Origin of the sequence: Thermocatellispora tengchongensis, from assembly GCF_014202315.1 — a bacterium.
Lineage (GTDB): Bacteria > Actinomycetota > Actinomycetes > Streptosporangiales > Streptosporangiaceae > Thermocatellispora > Thermocatellispora tengchongensis.
The window spans coordinates 181,791-196,001 of record NZ_JACHGN010000007.1 but is presented as its reverse complement, the minus strand read 5'-3'; the positions used below and the strand labels follow the sequence as shown (position 1 = coordinate 196,001).

Annotated in this window: 11 protein-coding genes and 1 CRISPR repeat array (1 of these 12 cut by a window edge); of the genes, 6 read left to right on the top strand and 5 right to left on the bottom strand. The window is 72.4% G+C overall.

The genetic code is table 11. The features are described from left to right. Positions 1-4: 4 nt before the first annotated feature. Both HNP84_RS18105 and HNP84_RS18100 read right to left on the bottom strand, forming a co-directional pair. Positions 5-553 carry a Clp protease N-terminal domain-containing protein gene (locus HNP84_RS18105; RefSeq protein ID WP_185050909.1) on the bottom strand — a complete coding sequence of 183 codons (549 nt, stop codon included), beginning with the start codon at positions 551-553 and terminating at the stop codon, positions 5-7. A gap of 4 nt (positions 554-557) precedes the next feature. After that, positions 558-791 carry an RNA polymerase subunit sigma-70 gene (locus tag HNP84_RS18100; RefSeq protein WP_185050908.1) on the bottom strand — a complete coding sequence of 78 codons (234 nt, stop codon included), beginning with the start codon at positions 789-791 and terminating at the stop codon, positions 558-560. A 99-nt stretch (positions 792-890) separates the two neighbouring features. Here HNP84_RS18100 and HNP84_RS18095 point away from each other — a divergent pair, with 99 nt between their 5' ends. Both HNP84_RS18095 and HNP84_RS18090 read left to right on the top strand, forming a co-directional pair. Further along, on the top strand, positions 891-2,576 hold the full coding sequence (locus tag HNP84_RS18095; RefSeq protein ID WP_185050907.1) for an ABC transporter ATP-binding protein: 1,686 nt from the start codon (positions 891-893) through the stop codon (positions 2,574-2,576). Positions 2,577-2,581: 5 nt separating this feature from the next. After that, positions 2,582-4,327 (top strand): ABC transporter ATP-binding protein, encoded by a 1,746-nt coding sequence (locus tag HNP84_RS18090; protein ID WP_185050906.1) that lies wholly within the window; start codon positions 2,582-2,584, stop codon positions 4,325-4,327. Here the strand turns inward: HNP84_RS18090 and HNP84_RS18085 are convergent. After that, a complete protein-coding gene (locus HNP84_RS18085; protein ID WP_185050905.1) occupies positions 4,317-6,410 on the bottom strand; it encodes a S9 family peptidase in 2,094 nt (697 codons plus the stop codon). The genes HNP84_RS18090 and HNP84_RS18085 overlap by 11 nt on opposite strands. Before the next feature lie 47 nt (positions 6,411-6,457). On the opposite strand from HNP84_RS18085, the gene mshB reads away from it, so the two are divergent. The 4 genes from mshB (at position 6,458) to HNP84_RS18065 (ending at position 9,437) form a co-directional block, all read left to right on the top strand. Further along, positions 6,458-7,363, top strand: a complete 906-nt coding sequence (gene mshB / locus HNP84_RS18080; protein WP_185050904.1) for an N-acetyl-1-D-myo-inositol-2-amino-2-deoxy-alpha-D-glucopyranoside deacetylase — start codon at positions 6,458-6,460, stop codon at positions 7,361-7,363. Positions 7,364-7,374: 11 nt separating this feature from the next. Continuing rightward, entirely contained in the window at positions 7,375-7,851 is a 477-nt protein-coding gene (locus HNP84_RS18075; protein WP_185050903.1) for a DUF6113 family protein, read from the top strand. A 4-nt stretch (positions 7,852-7,855) separates the two neighbouring features. Further along, positions 7,856-8,323, top strand: a complete 468-nt coding sequence (locus tag HNP84_RS18070) for a hypothetical protein (protein ID WP_185050902.1) — start codon at positions 7,856-7,858, stop codon at positions 8,321-8,323. A gap of 115 nt (positions 8,324-8,438) precedes the next feature. Beyond that, positions 8,439-9,437, top strand: coding sequence for an MBL fold metallo-hydrolase (locus HNP84_RS18065; protein WP_185050901.1), 999 nt, complete (start codon positions 8,439-8,441; stop codon positions 9,435-9,437). A gap of 196 nt (positions 9,438-9,633) precedes the next feature. On the opposite strand, the gene cysS is transcribed toward HNP84_RS18065, so the two are convergent. Together cysS and HNP84_RS18055 are read right to left on the bottom strand one after the other, a co-directional pair. Next, the gene (gene cysS / locus HNP84_RS18060; RefSeq protein WP_185050900.1) at positions 9,634-11,034 is read right to left on the bottom strand and encodes a cysteine--tRNA ligase; all 1,401 of its coding nucleotides are present in this window, start codon (positions 11,032-11,034) and stop codon (positions 9,634-9,636) included. Positions 11,035-11,363: 329 nt separating this feature from the next. Next, the gene (locus HNP84_RS18055; RefSeq protein ID WP_185050899.1) at positions 11,364-11,831 is read right to left on the bottom strand and encodes a hypothetical protein; all 468 of its coding nucleotides are present in this window, start codon (positions 11,829-11,831) and stop codon (positions 11,364-11,366) included. A gap of 216 nt (positions 11,832-12,047) precedes the next feature. Next, positions 12,048-14,211: a CRISPR direct-repeat array (repeat unit 29 nt; unit sequence CGGATCACCCCCACAGGCGTGGGGAGCAG) (it continues 184 nt past the right edge of the window).

The window sequence follows — 14,211 nt, the reverse complement described above, 5'->3', positions numbered from 1 at the left end:
AGCCTCAGGAGGCCGCGGCCAACAGGGCGGTGATCCTGGTGCGCAGGGCGTCGGTGTCGATTCCGGCGTCCACGATCACCTTCATCGCCACCCCCTCGCCCTCGCGCAGGATGCCCAGCAGGATGTGGCTGTCGGCGATGAAGTTGTGCTTGAGCCGGATGGCCTCGCGCAGCGAGAGCTCCAGCACCTTCTTGGCGCGGGGGGCGAAGGGGACGTGCCCGCCGAGGGGCGCGCGCGAGCCTCGCGGACGGTCCAGCGCTCCGGGGCCGAAGACCTGCTCGACCTTCTCCCGCACGGCGCCCAGGTCGATGCCGATCGTGCCCAGGGCGTCGGCGTCGAGGTCGTCGGTGCCGACGTAGCGCCGCACGGCCGCCCGCGCCTCGTCGTAGGTGAGGCCCATCGCGGCCAGGACCTGCGCGGGCGGGCGGTCGGTGGCGGACAGCATGGCCAGCAGGATGTGCTCGGTGCCGATGCGGCCGTGCCCGAGGGTGCGGGCCTCCTGCTGGGCCTGGACGACCGCGTCTCTGGCCGCCTTGGTGAACCGCTCGAACATCCCTTCAGTCCTTCCTTCTCAGCAGCCCGCGGCCGCCCGCGTACTTCTTGTGCACGGCCTGCCTGGTGACGCCGAGGTGCACGGCGATGTCCTGCCAGGACCAGCCCTGTTCGCGTGCGTTGTCCACCTGCAACGCCTCCAGCCGCTCCACCAGGACCCGCAGCGCCCGTACGGCGCGCAGGCCCACGGCCGGGTCGCGGCTGCTGGCGTCCGATGCCAACTGCGCTGTGTCGCTCATAGGTGTCAATGTAAGTTGACGACAGGCATTGTGTCAACCATGGTTGACGCCGAAAACCGTTTGCCGTCGTCACCGGCCGTTTGTCAGGCTTGATAGGCCATGCGGTCCTTACCAGTCGCCGATCCCGGCGTTCCAGACTCACGCGGGCCCGTTCGCTACCTGTACTGGGTGGCCCGCGAGCAGGCCGCACCCCTCGCCGGCGGCGTGCTCTTCGCCGTGCTGTGGTGGCTGGGGCAGGCGCTCGTGCCGGCCGTGATCGGCGAGGCGATCGACGCGCTGATCGGCAAGGACGCCCGCGCCCTGACGATGTGGTCGCTGGTGCTGCTCGGCCTCGGCTGCGTGCAGGCGTTCGCCGGCGTGATGCGCCACCGCATGGCGGTGTGGAACTGGCTGGCCGCGGCCTACCGCACGGTCCAGGTCACCGCGCGCCAGGCCACCCGCCTGGGCGCCACCCTGCCCAAACGGCTGTCCACCGGCGAGGTGGTCAGCGTCGGCAACTCCGACATCGCCCACATCGGCAACGCCATCGACATCCTGCTGCGCGGCGGCGGCGCCCTGGTCGCGATCGGCGCCATCGGCGCCATCCTGATCTCGACCTCCCCGCCGCTCGGCCTGCTGGTGCTGGCCGGGGTGCCGCTGATGGCCGCGGCCGTCGGCCCGCTGCTGCGCCCCCTGCACCGCCGCCAGCACGAGCAGCGCGAGCTCCAGGGCGACCTGGCCACCAGGGCCGCCGACATCGTGGCCGGCCTGCGGGTGCTGCGCGGCATCGGCGGCGAGCAGGTCTTCGCCGCCCGCTACCGCGAGGAGTCCCAGCGGGTGCGCCGGGCCGGGGTGCGGGTCGCGTCCGTGGAGTCGGTGCTCGAAGGCGCCCAGGTGCTGCTGCCCGGCCTGCTGATCGCCGCGGTCACCTGGCTCGCGGCCACCTTCGCCATGGAGGGCCGGATCAGCGGCGGCGACATGGTGGCCTTCTACGTCTACGCCGTCTTCCTGATCGCGCCGCTGCGCACGCTCACCGAGGCGGCCGACAAGCTGACCAAGGGCCACGTGGCCGCCCGCCGCGTCGTGCGCATCCTGAGCCTGGAGCCGGAGATCGCCGACACCGGGACCGCGGCCGGGGCCCCTTCCGGAGCGCTGGCCGACGCCGCGTCCGGCGTGGTCGTGCGGCCGGGCGTCTTCACCGCCATCGCCGCCGACCTCCCCGGGCACGCCGCCGCGCTCGCCGACCGGCTCGGCCGCTACGCCGACGGCGAGGTCACCTACGGCGGCGTGCCGCTGCGCGATCTCCCGCTGGCCGAGGTACGCCGCCGGGTGCTCGTCGCCGACAACGACGCCCGGCTGTTCGCCGGGCGGCTCCGCGACGAGCTGGTCACCAGGGGCGAGGCCGACGTCGCCAAGGCCCTGTACGCCGCCTGCGCCGAGGACATCGTCGAGGCGCTGCCCGGCGGCCTGGACGCGGTCGTGGCCGAGTCGGGGCGGGAGTTCTCCGGCGGGCAGCGCCAGCGGCTCCGCCTGGCCCGCGCGCTGCTGGCCGACCCCGAGGTGCTGATCCTGGTCGAGCCGACCAGCGCCGTCGATGCCCACACCGAGGCCCGCGTCGCCGACCGGCTGGCCGGGGCCCGCGCCGGGCGTACGACCGTGGTGTGCACCACGAGCCCGCTGGTGCTCGACCGCGCCGACCACGTGATCTACCTGGAGGGCGGCACCGCCCGCGCCGAGGGCACCCACCGCGAGCTGCTGGCCGCGTGCCCCGGCTACCGGGCCACCGTCACCCGAGGCGAGGAGTGAGGCAGATGTCCCGGCCGATCCTGCCGGTCGCCGACGAGGCGCAGGTCCGCGCGTACGCGCGGCGGCTGACCCTGCGCTACCCCGGCGCCCTCGCCACCGCCCTGGCCCTGCACGGCCTGGCCGCCGTGGCCGGGCTCGCCGCCCCCCGCCTGCTCGGCGAGCTGGTGGAGGGCGTCCAGGCCGGCAGCGGCGCCGACCCGGGCGGCGTGGCGCTGGCCATCGCCGCCTTCATACTCGCCCAGGGCGTGCTGACCAGGTACGCCATCTACGCCTCCTCCCGGCTGGGCGAGAAGGTGCTCGCCGAGCTGCGCGAGGAGTTCGTGGACCAGGTGCTCGCGCTGCCGCTGTCCACCGTCGAGCGCGCCGGGTCGGGCGACCTGATCACCCGCACCTCCCGCGACGTGGACGCGCTGTCGCGCTCGGTCAGGCACGCCGTGCCCGAGACGCTGATCGCCGTGGTCACCGGCGCGTTCGCGGTCGGCGCGCTGGTCCTGGTCGGGCCGCTGCTCGCGCTGCCCGCGCTGCTCGCCTCCCCGCTGCTGTGGATCTCCACCCGGTGGTACCTCAAGCGGGCCCGCGACGGCTACCTGCGCGAGAACGCCGCGTACGCCGACATGACCGAGGGCCTGGCCGAGACCGTCGAGGGCGCGCGCACCGTCGAGGCGCTCGGCCTGCACCGGCGCAGGCACGCCCGCACCGACCGCGACATCGCCGCCTCCTGGGCCGCCGAACGCTACACCCTGAGGCTGCGCACGGTGTGGTTCCCGTGCGTCGAGCTGGGCTACGTGATCCCGGTCGTGGCCACCCTGCTCATCGGCGGCCTGTTCCACATCGAGGGCTGGGTCTCGCTGGACCAGGTCACCGCCGCCACCCTGTACGTCCAGCAGCTCGTCGATCCGCTGGACCGGCTGCTGATGTGGATCGACGAGCTCCAGGTCGGCGGCGCGTCGCTGGCCCGGCTGCTCGGCGTGGCCCGGGTGCCCGACGACCGCACCCCCGGCACCGCCAGGCCCGACGGCGAGGAGATCGTGGCCGACCGGGTGCGCTACGCCTACCGCGAGGGCCACGACGTGCTGCACGACGTGTCGCTCACGGTCGCGCCGGGGGAGCGGCTGGCCATGGTCGGCCCCTCGGGCGCGGGCAAGTCCACCCTGGGCCGGCTGCTGGCCGGCATCCACGGCCCGCGCACCGGCTCGGTCACGGTCGGCGGCGCCCCCCTGGTCGAGCTGCCCCTGGACGACCTGCGCGGCCACGTCGCCCTGGTCACCCAGGAGCACCACGTCTTCCGCGGCACCGTACGCGACAACCTGCTCATCGCCCGCCCCGGCGCCACCGACGCCGAGGTGGAGCAGGCGCTGCGCGCGGTGGACGCCTGGGACTGGGTGGAGTCGCTGCCCGAGGGCCTGGACACCGCGGTCGGCTCCGGCGGCGCGGCCGTGCCGCCCGCCCAGGCCCAGCAGCTCGCCCTGGCCCGGCTGGTGCTGGCCGACCCGCACACGCTGGTGCTGGACGAGGCGACCTCGCTGATCGACCCGCGGGCGGCGCGGCACCTGGAGCGCTCGCTCGCCGCCGTGCTCGACGGCCGCACCGTGATCGCCATCGCGCACCGGCTCTACACCGCGCACGACGCCGACCGGGTGGCGGTCGTCGAGGACGGCCGGATCACCGAGCTGGGGCCGCACGACGAGCTGGTGGCCGCGGGAGGCTCCTACGCGGCCCTGTGGGACTCCTGGCACGGCGTCAAGCGCTGACCCCCAGCGACCGCTTCAGGAACTCGACCTGGAGCAGCAGCAGGTTCTCGGCCACGACCTCCTGCGGGGTCATGTGGGTGACGCCCGACAGCGGCAGCACGGTGTGCGGGCGGCCCGCGGCCAGCAGCGCCGACGACAGGCGCAGCGTGTGGGCCGCCACCACGTTGTCGTCGGCCAGGCCGTGGATGAGCAGCAGCGGGCGCTCCAGCTTGGCCGCGTCGCCGAGCAGGCTCGACCGCTCGTACGGCCCCGGGTCCTGCTCCGGGTGCCCCAGGTAGCGCTCGGTGTAGCAGGTGTCGTACAGCATCCAGTCGGTCACCGGCGCGCCGGCCACCGCCGCGTGGAACACGTCGGGCCGGCGCAGCACCGCCAGCGCCGCCAGGTAGCCGCCGAACGACCAGCCCCGGATGCCCACCCGGTCCAGGTCGAGATCGCCGGGGTAGTGGCGGGCCGCGCCCAGCAGCGCGTCCACCTGGTCCTCAAGGACCGGCCCGGCCAGGTCGTGCAGCACCTCCCGCTCGAAGGCGGGGCCGCGCCCCGGGGTGCCGCGCCCGTCGGCCACGACCACCGCGAAGCCCTGCTCGGCGAACCACTGGCTGGTCAGGAACGCCCCGCTCGCGGCCAGCACCCGCTGCGCGTGCGGCCCGCCGTACGGGTCCATCAGCACCGGCAGCCGGGCCGAGCCCGGCACGTGCCAGGAGGGCAGCAGCACGGCGGTGGCCAGGTCGCGCTCGCCGGTGCGCACCAGGGAGACCCGCAGGTCCAGCCCCGGCCGCTCGGCCACCGAGGCGATGTGGCCGGCCGGGCGGCCCTCGCGCAGCACCCGGGCCACCTGGCCCTCGCCGTCGAGGATCTGGCCGGTCAGCACCACGGTGCCGCCCGCCGCCGCGGCGGCGGAGTACACGCCGTCCTCCTCCGGGCTCACCAGCGTGAGCGCGCCCTCGCGCCAGGCCCACGCCTGGATCGAGGCCGGGTCGCCGCCCGAGGCGCGGAACAGCACCGTGCCGCCGTCCACCGCGGTGACCCCGCGCACCTGGAGCGTGGGCGGGGTGACCGGCCGGTCGCCGACCAGCAGCCGCCGCCCGCCCTCGGACACCTCGGTCCACACCAGCTCGCCGCCGGGCAGCCGGGCGGGCACGCCGGGCACGACGTCCACCCAGGCGGGGTCGGAGTCCTCGCGCAGCAGCGTGGTCGCGCCGGTGGCCGGGTCGGCGGCCAGCAGCCGCATCGACTTCTGGTCACGCGGCATGGTCACCAGGAGCACGCCCCGGGAGTCCCAGGTGGCGGTGGCCAGGTACTCCTGCTCCACCGGCACCGGCACCCGCGAGCCGTCCAGGCCCACCGCGTACAGCTCCACCACCGCGTTGGCCGTGCCCGCCGCCGGGTAGCGCTGCGCCACCGCCGGCCGGTCGGGGTTGGCCGGGTCGGCGATGTGCCACAGCCGCACCGGCTCCTCGTCCACCCGCGCGACCAGCAGGGCCTCACTGGACGGCGCCCACCAGTAGCCGCGGTGCCGGTCCATCTCCTCGGCCGCGATGAACTCCGCCAGCCCGTAGGTCACGGTCGCCGACTCGGGCTCGGCGAGCGCCCGGTCGGCGCCGCTGGCCAGCTCGTGCACCCGCAGCGCCCCGCCGGTCACGTACGCCACGTGCCGCCCGTCGGGCGACGGGCGCGGGTCGATCACCGGCCCCGGCGTGGTCAGCTCGCGGGTCGCGCCGCTCGCCAGGTCGGTGACGTACAGCGCGCCCGACAGCGCGTACGCGGCGATCGTCACCTGCGCGTCGGTCGCGTACGCCACGATCCCGCCCGCGGTCTCGCGGCTGCGTTCCCGCCTGGCCCGCTCCTCCGGCGGCAGGTCCTCCCCGGCGGCGTCGAGCGCGGCCGGGTTGACCACCAGCCGCTCGTCACCCGAGGCCACGTCGAACTCCCACAGGCAGGTCACCGGGTCCACCCCGCTGCGCGAGCGCAGGAAGTAGATCCGCTCCCCGTCGGGGGTGACGGTGAAGCCGCGCGGGACCCCCAGCGAGAAACGCCGGGTCCTGGCGTGGAGGCGGGGGAAGCTCTGGCTCGGACTGTCGGTCATGACACCCCATCCTGCCAGGCGCGGCCGTCACGACTACCCTCGTACCCATGACTGATCGGCGGCTGCTGCTCGTGCACGCCCACCCGGACGACGAGACCATCGGCACCGGCGCGACCATGGCCAAGTACGCCGCCGAGGGCGCGGCCGTCACCCTCGTGACCTGCACCCTCGGCGAAGAGGGCGAGGTCATCCCGCCCGAGCTCGCCCACCTCGCGGCCGACCGCGACGACGCCCTCGGCGAGTACCGCATCGGCGAACTGGCCGCCGCCTGCGCCGCCCTGGGGGTCACCGACCACCGTTTCCTCGGCGGCCCCGGCCGCTGGCGCGACTCCGGCATGATGGGCGTGGCCGCCAACCACCACCCCCGCGCGTTCTGGCAGGCCGACCTGGACGAGGCCGCCGCCGCCCTCGCCGAGGTGATCCGCGAGGTCCGTCCCCAGGTCCTGGTCACCTACGACGAGAACGGCTTCTACGGCCACCCCGACCACATCCAGGCCCACCGCGTCTCGCGCCGCGCCCGCGAACTGGCCGCCGACCCCGCCCACGGCGCCGGCGAGCCGTGGCGGATCGCGAAGTTCTACCACACCGCGATGCCGCGGTCGGTGATGAAGCGCACCGCCGAGGCGATGCGCGAGTCGGGCGCCCCCTTCATGCCCGAGGACCCCGACGACTCCCCCTTCGGCTGCGCCGACGCCGACGTCACCACCGAGATCGACGCCCGCGCGTACGTCGGCGCCAAGCTCGACGCCATGCGCGCCCACCGCACCCAGATCACCGTCTCCGCCCCCTGGTACGCCCTGTCCAACAACATCGGCCAGCAGGCCCTGGGCGTGGAGCACTTCATCCTGCGCGCCGGCCGTCCCGGCCCGCCCGGCCCCGGCGCCCCGTACGAGGCGGGCGGCATCGGCGAGCCGTTCGACCGGGAAGACGATCTGTTCGGGGGAGTCCACTAACCTTGCAGCTCATGGGGGAGATGGCGCCCGAATCGGGCGCGACGGACGGGCCGCCGCACGGGCCGCGCTGGCTCGATCCGACGCTGCTGGGCGCCCTGTACGGCATGCTGTTCGTGCTGGGCCTGGTGCTCGGCGTGGCGGGCGGCTTCCAGCACAACCACTACCTGGGCGAGCACGTGCCCATCGCGGCCATCGCCTGGATCGTGCTGCTGTTCGGCGCGGTGTACGGGCTCGGCCGGCTCATGGACGGCAGGCTGCCCGCCGTGGTGATCGCCCTGGGCTGGCTGCTGGCCTCGGTCGTGTTCACCGTCGAACGCGGCGAGGGCGACCTGGTCATCGCGGCCAACTTCGCCGGCTATCTGTACCTGTACGGCGGTTTCGCCGCCATCGTGGTCGCCGTCCTGGCCGTCCCGTCGCGCGGCCCGTCCTGGTTGCTGAAGGAGCACAGGCTCTCTGGCCATCGCGACCGGGGGAGCACACAATCGTAGGGTGATGAGCGGCTGGCAGCGGGCGCGGCGGGTGGTCAACTACGTCAACCTGTCCACGCCGCTCGGGCTGCTGGTGGCCCGGCTGGGCCGGGCGCGGGTCACCAAGGGGCCCGGAGGGTTGCTGCTCGCCCACGGCTACCGCATCCCGTTCCCGGTGGCGGGGGCGTTCACGCTGGGCAACGTGGTGCTGACCAGGCGGTCGGAGGACGAGGGGTACCTCACCGGGCCGCTGCTGCGCCACGAGGCGCGGCACGCCACCCAGTACGCGTTCTGCCTGGGTGTGCTGATGCTCCCGCTCTACTTCGCCGCGGTGGGCGTCTCGGTGCTGATCTGCGGGCACCACGGGAGCTGGAACCTGTTCGAGTGGCTGGCCGACCTGGACGAGGGCGGCTACCGGCGCCGCTCGCCATGGTGGGTGCGGAGGACGGTGATCCCCTCCAAGGAGGAGGGACCGGATAGTTCGGTCGTATGAGGCATATTTTCCTGATACAGGGGATCATTAACGGTATGTGAGCGGTTCTCACGGCGATTGCTGAGAAATCGTGCGCTCGCGGGGGGCGAGCGACGGAACGTACCAGGGAGCGCCCATGTCGCAAGCGATGCAGCCGACCCCTTCCACCGCGATCCCCGTCCCCGACATCGTCGTCCGGCCCGGACACAAGCCGCATCGCCAATGGCCCCGCTCCTTCAGGGACCGGCTGACATCGCCCCTCGCCGGCTTCAGCGAGCTCGTCAGCGTCACCTGGTACGGCGGCTTCCGCACCGACATCGGCGACGCCGACCTCATCCCCGTCCAGCGCACCGGCCTGCCCCGCGCCACCGCCACCGACACCATCGTCACCTGGGTCGGCCACGCCACGTTCGTGATCCAGATCGGCGGCCTGACCGTGCTCACCGACCCCGTCTGGTCGCGCCGCATCCCCGGCATCCGGCCCCGGCTCACCCCGCCCGGCGTCGCCTGGAACGAACTGCCCCGCGTGGACGCCGTGGTCATCAGCCACAACCACTACGACCACCTCGACGCGCCCACCCTGCGCCGCCTGCCCAAGGACACCCCGATCTTCGTCCCCGCCAAGCTCAAACTGTGGTTCACCCGGCGCGGCTTCCGCCGCGTGGAGGAACTGGACTGGTGGGAGTCCGCCTCCATCGGCCCGGTCCGCTTCGACTTCGTACCCGCCCACCACTGGAGCCGCCGCGGCGTCTTCGACACCTGCCGCACCCTGTGGGGCGGCTGGGTCATCTCCACCGCCGAACACCGCATCTACTTCGCCGGCGACACGGCGTACGGGGAGCGGTTCCAGGAGATCGGCGAGCGGCACCCCGGCATCGACCTGGCCCTGATGCCGGTAGGGGCGTACGAGCCGCGCTGGTTCACCAAGGGCAGCCACGTGGACCCCGACGAGGCCGTACGCGGCTGCCTGGACGTCGGCGCCCCCCGGATGGCCACCATGCACTGGGGCACGTTCGTGCTGTCGGGCGAGCCCTTGATGGCCCCACTCCGCCTCGCCCGGCGCGCCTGGGCCGAGCGCGGCCTGCCCGAGGAAAACCTGTGGCCCCTTGCGGTGGGCGAATCCCGCAAGCTGTAGCCCGCCCCCCGCAGCAGGCGGAAAGCCAGAGGAACCCGCTCACCGAGACCCGCGCGGTAGCCCGCTCACGGAGAAGCGGGAGAGCCGCCGGAGCCGCTCACCGAGAAGCAGGAGAGAGAGGAGTAGAGCGGAGAAGCAGGAGAGAGAGGAGTAGAAGAAGTAGAAGAAGTAGCAGGAGAAAGTGACAGTAGCCCGCTCACTCAGTGGTGGCGACCTGCCCCTCAGGCGTATCCGTGACCCGCACCCCCATCGCCGCCAGCTCCGCCCGTAGCCGATCGGATGCCGCCCAGTCCTTGGCGGCGCGAGCCTTGGCCCGCTCCTCCAGCAACTCGGACGCCCCCGCCGGCAGCGGAGCCGGAGTCAGCTTGCCGATCTCGCTCGCCAGGTCCAGGGCCAGGATGTGATCGGCGTGCAGGAAGGTCTCGAACCGGGCGCCCGGCGGCTGCGACTCATCGCGCTCCAGCTCGCGCAGCACCCGCAGCGCCAGCGGCGTGTCCAGGTCGTCGTCCAGAGCGGCCTGGAAGCGGGCGGCGTACTCGGCCGCCATGGGCCGGCTCGGCGCCTCGGCCCATTCCGCCACCCGCGTACGCCAGCGGCGCAGCGTACGGTCGGCCGCCCGCAGGGTCTCCCAGGTCAGGTTCATCTGCTGCCGGTAGCGGTGTTCCATTACCGCCAGCCGCACCGCCAAGGGGTCGAGCCCCGCCGCCGCGACGTCGGACACGTGCACCACGTTCCCCGTGGACTTCGCCATCTTGCGGCCCTCGAACAGCAGATGCTCACCGTGCACCCAGTGGGCCACCACCTCGTGCCCCGCCGCCGCGTCGGACTGCGCCCGCTCGTCCTCGTGATGCGGGAACCGCAGGTCGATTCCGCCGGTGTGCAGGTCGAAACTGTCGCCGAGGAACCGCAGCGACATCGCCGAGCACTCGATGTGCCATCCCGGGAACCCCCGCCCCCAGGGCGTCTCCCAGGTCATCTCGGGCCTGGCCTCGCCCCCGGCCGCCTTCCACAACGCCCAGTCGGCATGGAACCGCTTGCCCGGCTCGACCTCGATCCGGTGCCCCGGCTTGAGCTGGTCCAGCCGATTGCCCGATATCTCCCCATAGGAGGGAAAAGAAGCCGCGTCAAAGTAAACAGACCCGCCGGGCACGGCGTACGCGTGGCCGCGCTCGATGAGCTTCGCGATCAGCTCGACCATCAACTCGATGCTCTCGGTGGCCCGCGGCGTGTACTCCGGCGGCCGCAGATTCAACGCCGCCGCATCGGCATTGAACGCGTCCTCGTAGAACCGCGCGACCTCCAGCGCCGACCGCCCCTCCTGGCGAGCCTGCGCCAGCACCTTGTCCTCACCCGTGGGGTCGATCTCCGCGTCATCCACGAGATGCCCCACGTCCGTGACGTTCCGGCACGCGATCACCCGTACGCCGTGCCGCTCGGTCACCCGCCGGATCAAATCGGCGAGCACATACGACCGCATGTTCCCCACATGCGCGTAGCGGTACACGGTCGGCCCGCAGGTGTACATCCGCAACACCCGCCGCCCCCCAGGGACGATCTCCTCCACCTGCCGATGCCGCGTGTCATACAACCGGAGCATGCCTAGAGCCTACGCGCCCCCCAAAGGCACGCCCCAGCCCAAAAGGTCCTCCCACACTCCGCGCATCCCGCGCTCCGCACAAGGTCCCCCGCCCCCCGCACAAAGGTCCTCCCGCGCTCCGCGCATCCGGCGCTTCGCGCAAGCCGGGCAGCGCCCTTTGGGGGGCACAGCCCCCCAAACCCCCAGTCACGAGGGGCAAGCCCCTCGTGGCTCCCCGCTAGCGCCCACCCACCCATTGATCGCCCACTTGACTCCCAACCAGGGCGCGCAGAACGCCAGAGGAATGTGACAGCCGTGACCGTCTTGCCGTGCAAGTGCCGTGGCTGCGATCAGTCCCTGCCCAGCAGCCCATCACACGGAAGTGCCGGCGGGCTGATGCGCGGCTCGGCAGCCGTCGTGCACAGGGCGATCTCATCGACGCACCAGTCGGGTTGCTTGTCCATCGAGATCCACACACGATCATTCGCCTTCTCGACGGCCAGTACTGCCATCGCGTTGGCGTCGTCCTTCTCGACAACGGTGTCCACCGTGACCTTGGTCGGCCGAACGAGCGCGAACACGTCCACTCCGCTGCTACGCAACGGCGTCGACTCGCAGAACACCGACCGAAACCTCTCGTCGCCGCCCTGGGCGAGCGCGTCGGCAACGACCTTGGCGAAGTCACCAGGGTCGTCGTTGCCCCGCTGGACGGCCAGGATCGCGCCCGCGGTCATCGCCACCGCAGCCACCACAGCACCCAGCACCCACCCCGGCCGCAGCCTGCCGCGTCGTGGCGGTTCGTCGCCCTCCTCGGTCATGCAGTCATTCAACCATTCCAGCGGACAGGCTGGAGCTCAGAATAATCGATCCGTCTCTGCGAACCCGATCCAAGATCCACTCAAATTGCAAAGTAGATCCGAATGAGATCATCTGCCGGGTTCGGGTCTGCCTTTGAATCTCCCGCTCAGCACGTCGGCCGAGTGCAGCCTTCACCCGGAACGGACAGGGCAGAAGAGTAATGTTCTCCACCCAGTCGGATCACCCCCACAGGCGTGGGGAGCAGCTCATCTGCATGCCGGCCTCGGGGTAACCCCCGGAACACCCCCACAGGCGTGGGGAGCAGGAGACCGGGCCAACGCCTACACCCGCATCGCCCGGATCACCCCCACAGGCGTGGGGAGCAGCGTCCCGGAAGTCGGCGTAGAGGTCTGGCCACCGGATCACCCCCACAGGCGTGGGGAGCAGGCCCGCGCCGGGCACGCCGACCGCCACCCGTCCGGATCACCCCCACAGGCGTGGGGAGCAGGGCGGTGGCGGTGATGGTGCTGGTGACGACTCCGGATCACCCCCACAGGCGTAGGGAGCAGGGTGCCGATCCGGTCCACGATGGCGTCGCCACCGGATCACCCCCACAGGCGTGGGGAGCAGCCCAGCGCCGTCTTGCTGTACAGCCCCTGGGCCGGATCACCCCCACAGGCGTGGGGAGCAGGCACCGGTCTACGGCCGGACCCGCTAGGAGGTCGGATCACCCCCACAGGCGTGGGGAGCAGACACCCCACGCCAACGGCCTGTTCACGATCGACGGATCACCCCCACAGGCGTGGGGAGCAGTCGTCCTGGCGGCGGTCCAGCTCCCGTGACAGCGGATCACCCCCACAGGCGTGGGGAGCAGCACCGGAGAGCGCACCCCGAACCACGCCCGCTCGGATCACCCCCACAGGCGTGGGGAGCAGGGCTCGTACTCCGCGGCGAAGCTCACCGACGGCGGATCACCCCCACAGGCGTGGGGAGCAGGCCAGGCGGCGTGAGATGTAGTCGACCACCCGCGGATCACCCCCACAGGCGTGGGGAGCAGACCACTAACCGCCTGGTTGGGGTATATGCGAGCGGATCACCCCCACAGGCGTGGGGAGCAGGCGATTGCCCGCGTGATCTGGGAGTGCGAGAGCGGATCACCCCCACAGGCGTGGGGAGCAGGCCGCGGTGAGCACGTCGATGCCCAGGCCGCGCGGATCACCCCCACAGGCGTGGGGAGCAGAGCTCCACCGCGGCCAGCACGTCGCCCATGTGCGGATCACCCCCACAGGCGTGGGGAGCAGTCCCGTGCGAGCTGGGCCTGGTTGAGCCCTGCCGGATCACCCCCACAGGCGTGGGGAGCAGGCGCTGGCGGGGAAGTGCAGGCCGGCGGACGCCGGATCACCCCCACAGGCGTAGGGAGCAGGCGGTGACATCATCAAACTCGCCATGGTCCGCCGGATCACCCCCACAGGCGTGGGGAGCAGGCGCGTGTCTGCCCGAAGACGGTGTCCGTGAGCGGATCACCCCCACAGGCGTGGGGAGCAGTCATGAATCCGCAGGACGTCGCCGTAGATGTTCGGATCACCCCCACAGGCGTGGGGAGCAGGGATCGCCGATGAGGTTTCTCGACACGGCCGGTTGGATCACCCCCACAGGCGTGGGGAGCAGACGGCGCCGGCCCGGCAGGCGTTCATGAAGCGCGGATCACCCCCACAGGCGTGGGGAGCAGAGGATGGCTTCGCCGCCGTCGACGGTGAACCGCGGATCACCCCCACAGGCGTGGGGAGCAGGACTTCTTCCACATGGGAATGGAGTTCGAGGACGGATCACCCCCACAGGCGTGGGGAGCAGCGACACGAGAGGGGCCTCAGCCATGTCGAATCCGGATCACCCCCACAGGCGTGGGGAGCAGAGGGCCACGGCCTCGGCGGTGTACGGGTGCTCCGGATCACCCCCACAGGCGTGGGGAGCAGACCAGGGCCTCGACGTCGGAGGGGCGGAATCGCGGATCACCCCCACAGGCGTGGGGAGCAGGCTCACCTCAGCTCCGCCCCGATCTCGTACGCCGGATCACCCCCACAGGCGTGGGGAGCAGGTCATGATCATGTTCCCGGTGCTGGCGAAGGTCGGATCACCCCCACAGGCGTGGGGAGCAGGGGCTTCTTCTTCTCGCTCATCAGCGGCCTCCCGGATCACCCCCACAGGCGTGGGGAGCAGGGAGGGCGTTTTCAGCCAAACCCCGCCGCTGTTGGATCACCCCCACAGGCGTGGGGAGCAGACATGCGAATAAACGCCACGGATCCCCGGGAGCGGATCACCCCCACAGGCGTGGGGAGCAGCGGGGCGATGAAGGCCAGGCAGACGTCCGCGCCGGATCACCCCCACAGGCGTGGGGAGCAG

Coding starts and splice junctions, on each gene's coding strand:
- cysS (WP_185050900.1), bottom strand. CDS start 11,034: ATGCTCCGGTTGTATGACACGCGGCATCGGCAGGTGGAGGAGATCGTC.
- HNP84_RS18085 (WP_185050905.1), bottom strand. CDS start 6,410: ATGACCGACAGTCCGAGCCAGAGCTTCCCCCGCCTCCACGCCAGGACC.
- HNP84_RS18055 (WP_185050899.1), bottom strand. CDS start 11,831: ATGACCGAGGAGGGCGACGAACCGCCACGACGCGGCAGGCTGCGGCCG.
- HNP84_RS18070 (WP_185050902.1), top strand. CDS start 7,856: ATGAGCGGCTGGCAGCGGGCGCGGCGGGTGGTCAACTACGTCAACCTG.
- mshB (WP_185050904.1), top strand. CDS start 6,458: ATGACTGATCGGCGGCTGCTGCTCGTGCACGCCCACCCGGACGACGAG.
- HNP84_RS18090 (WP_185050906.1), top strand. CDS start 2,582: ATGTCCCGGCCGATCCTGCCGGTCGCCGACGAGGCGCAGGTCCGCGCG.
- HNP84_RS18065 (WP_185050901.1), top strand. CDS start 8,439: ATGTCGCAAGCGATGCAGCCGACCCCTTCCACCGCGATCCCCGTCCCC.
- HNP84_RS18100 (WP_185050908.1), bottom strand. CDS start 791: ATGAGCGACACAGCGCAGTTGGCATCGGACGCCAGCAGCCGCGACCCG.
- HNP84_RS18095 (WP_185050907.1), top strand. CDS start 891: ATGCGGTCCTTACCAGTCGCCGATCCCGGCGTTCCAGACTCACGCGGG.
- HNP84_RS18075 (WP_185050903.1), top strand. CDS start 7,375: ATGGGGGAGATGGCGCCCGAATCGGGCGCGACGGACGGGCCGCCGCAC.
- HNP84_RS18105 (WP_185050909.1), bottom strand. CDS start 553: ATGTTCGAGCGGTTCACCAAGGCGGCCAGAGACGCGGTCGTCCAGGCC.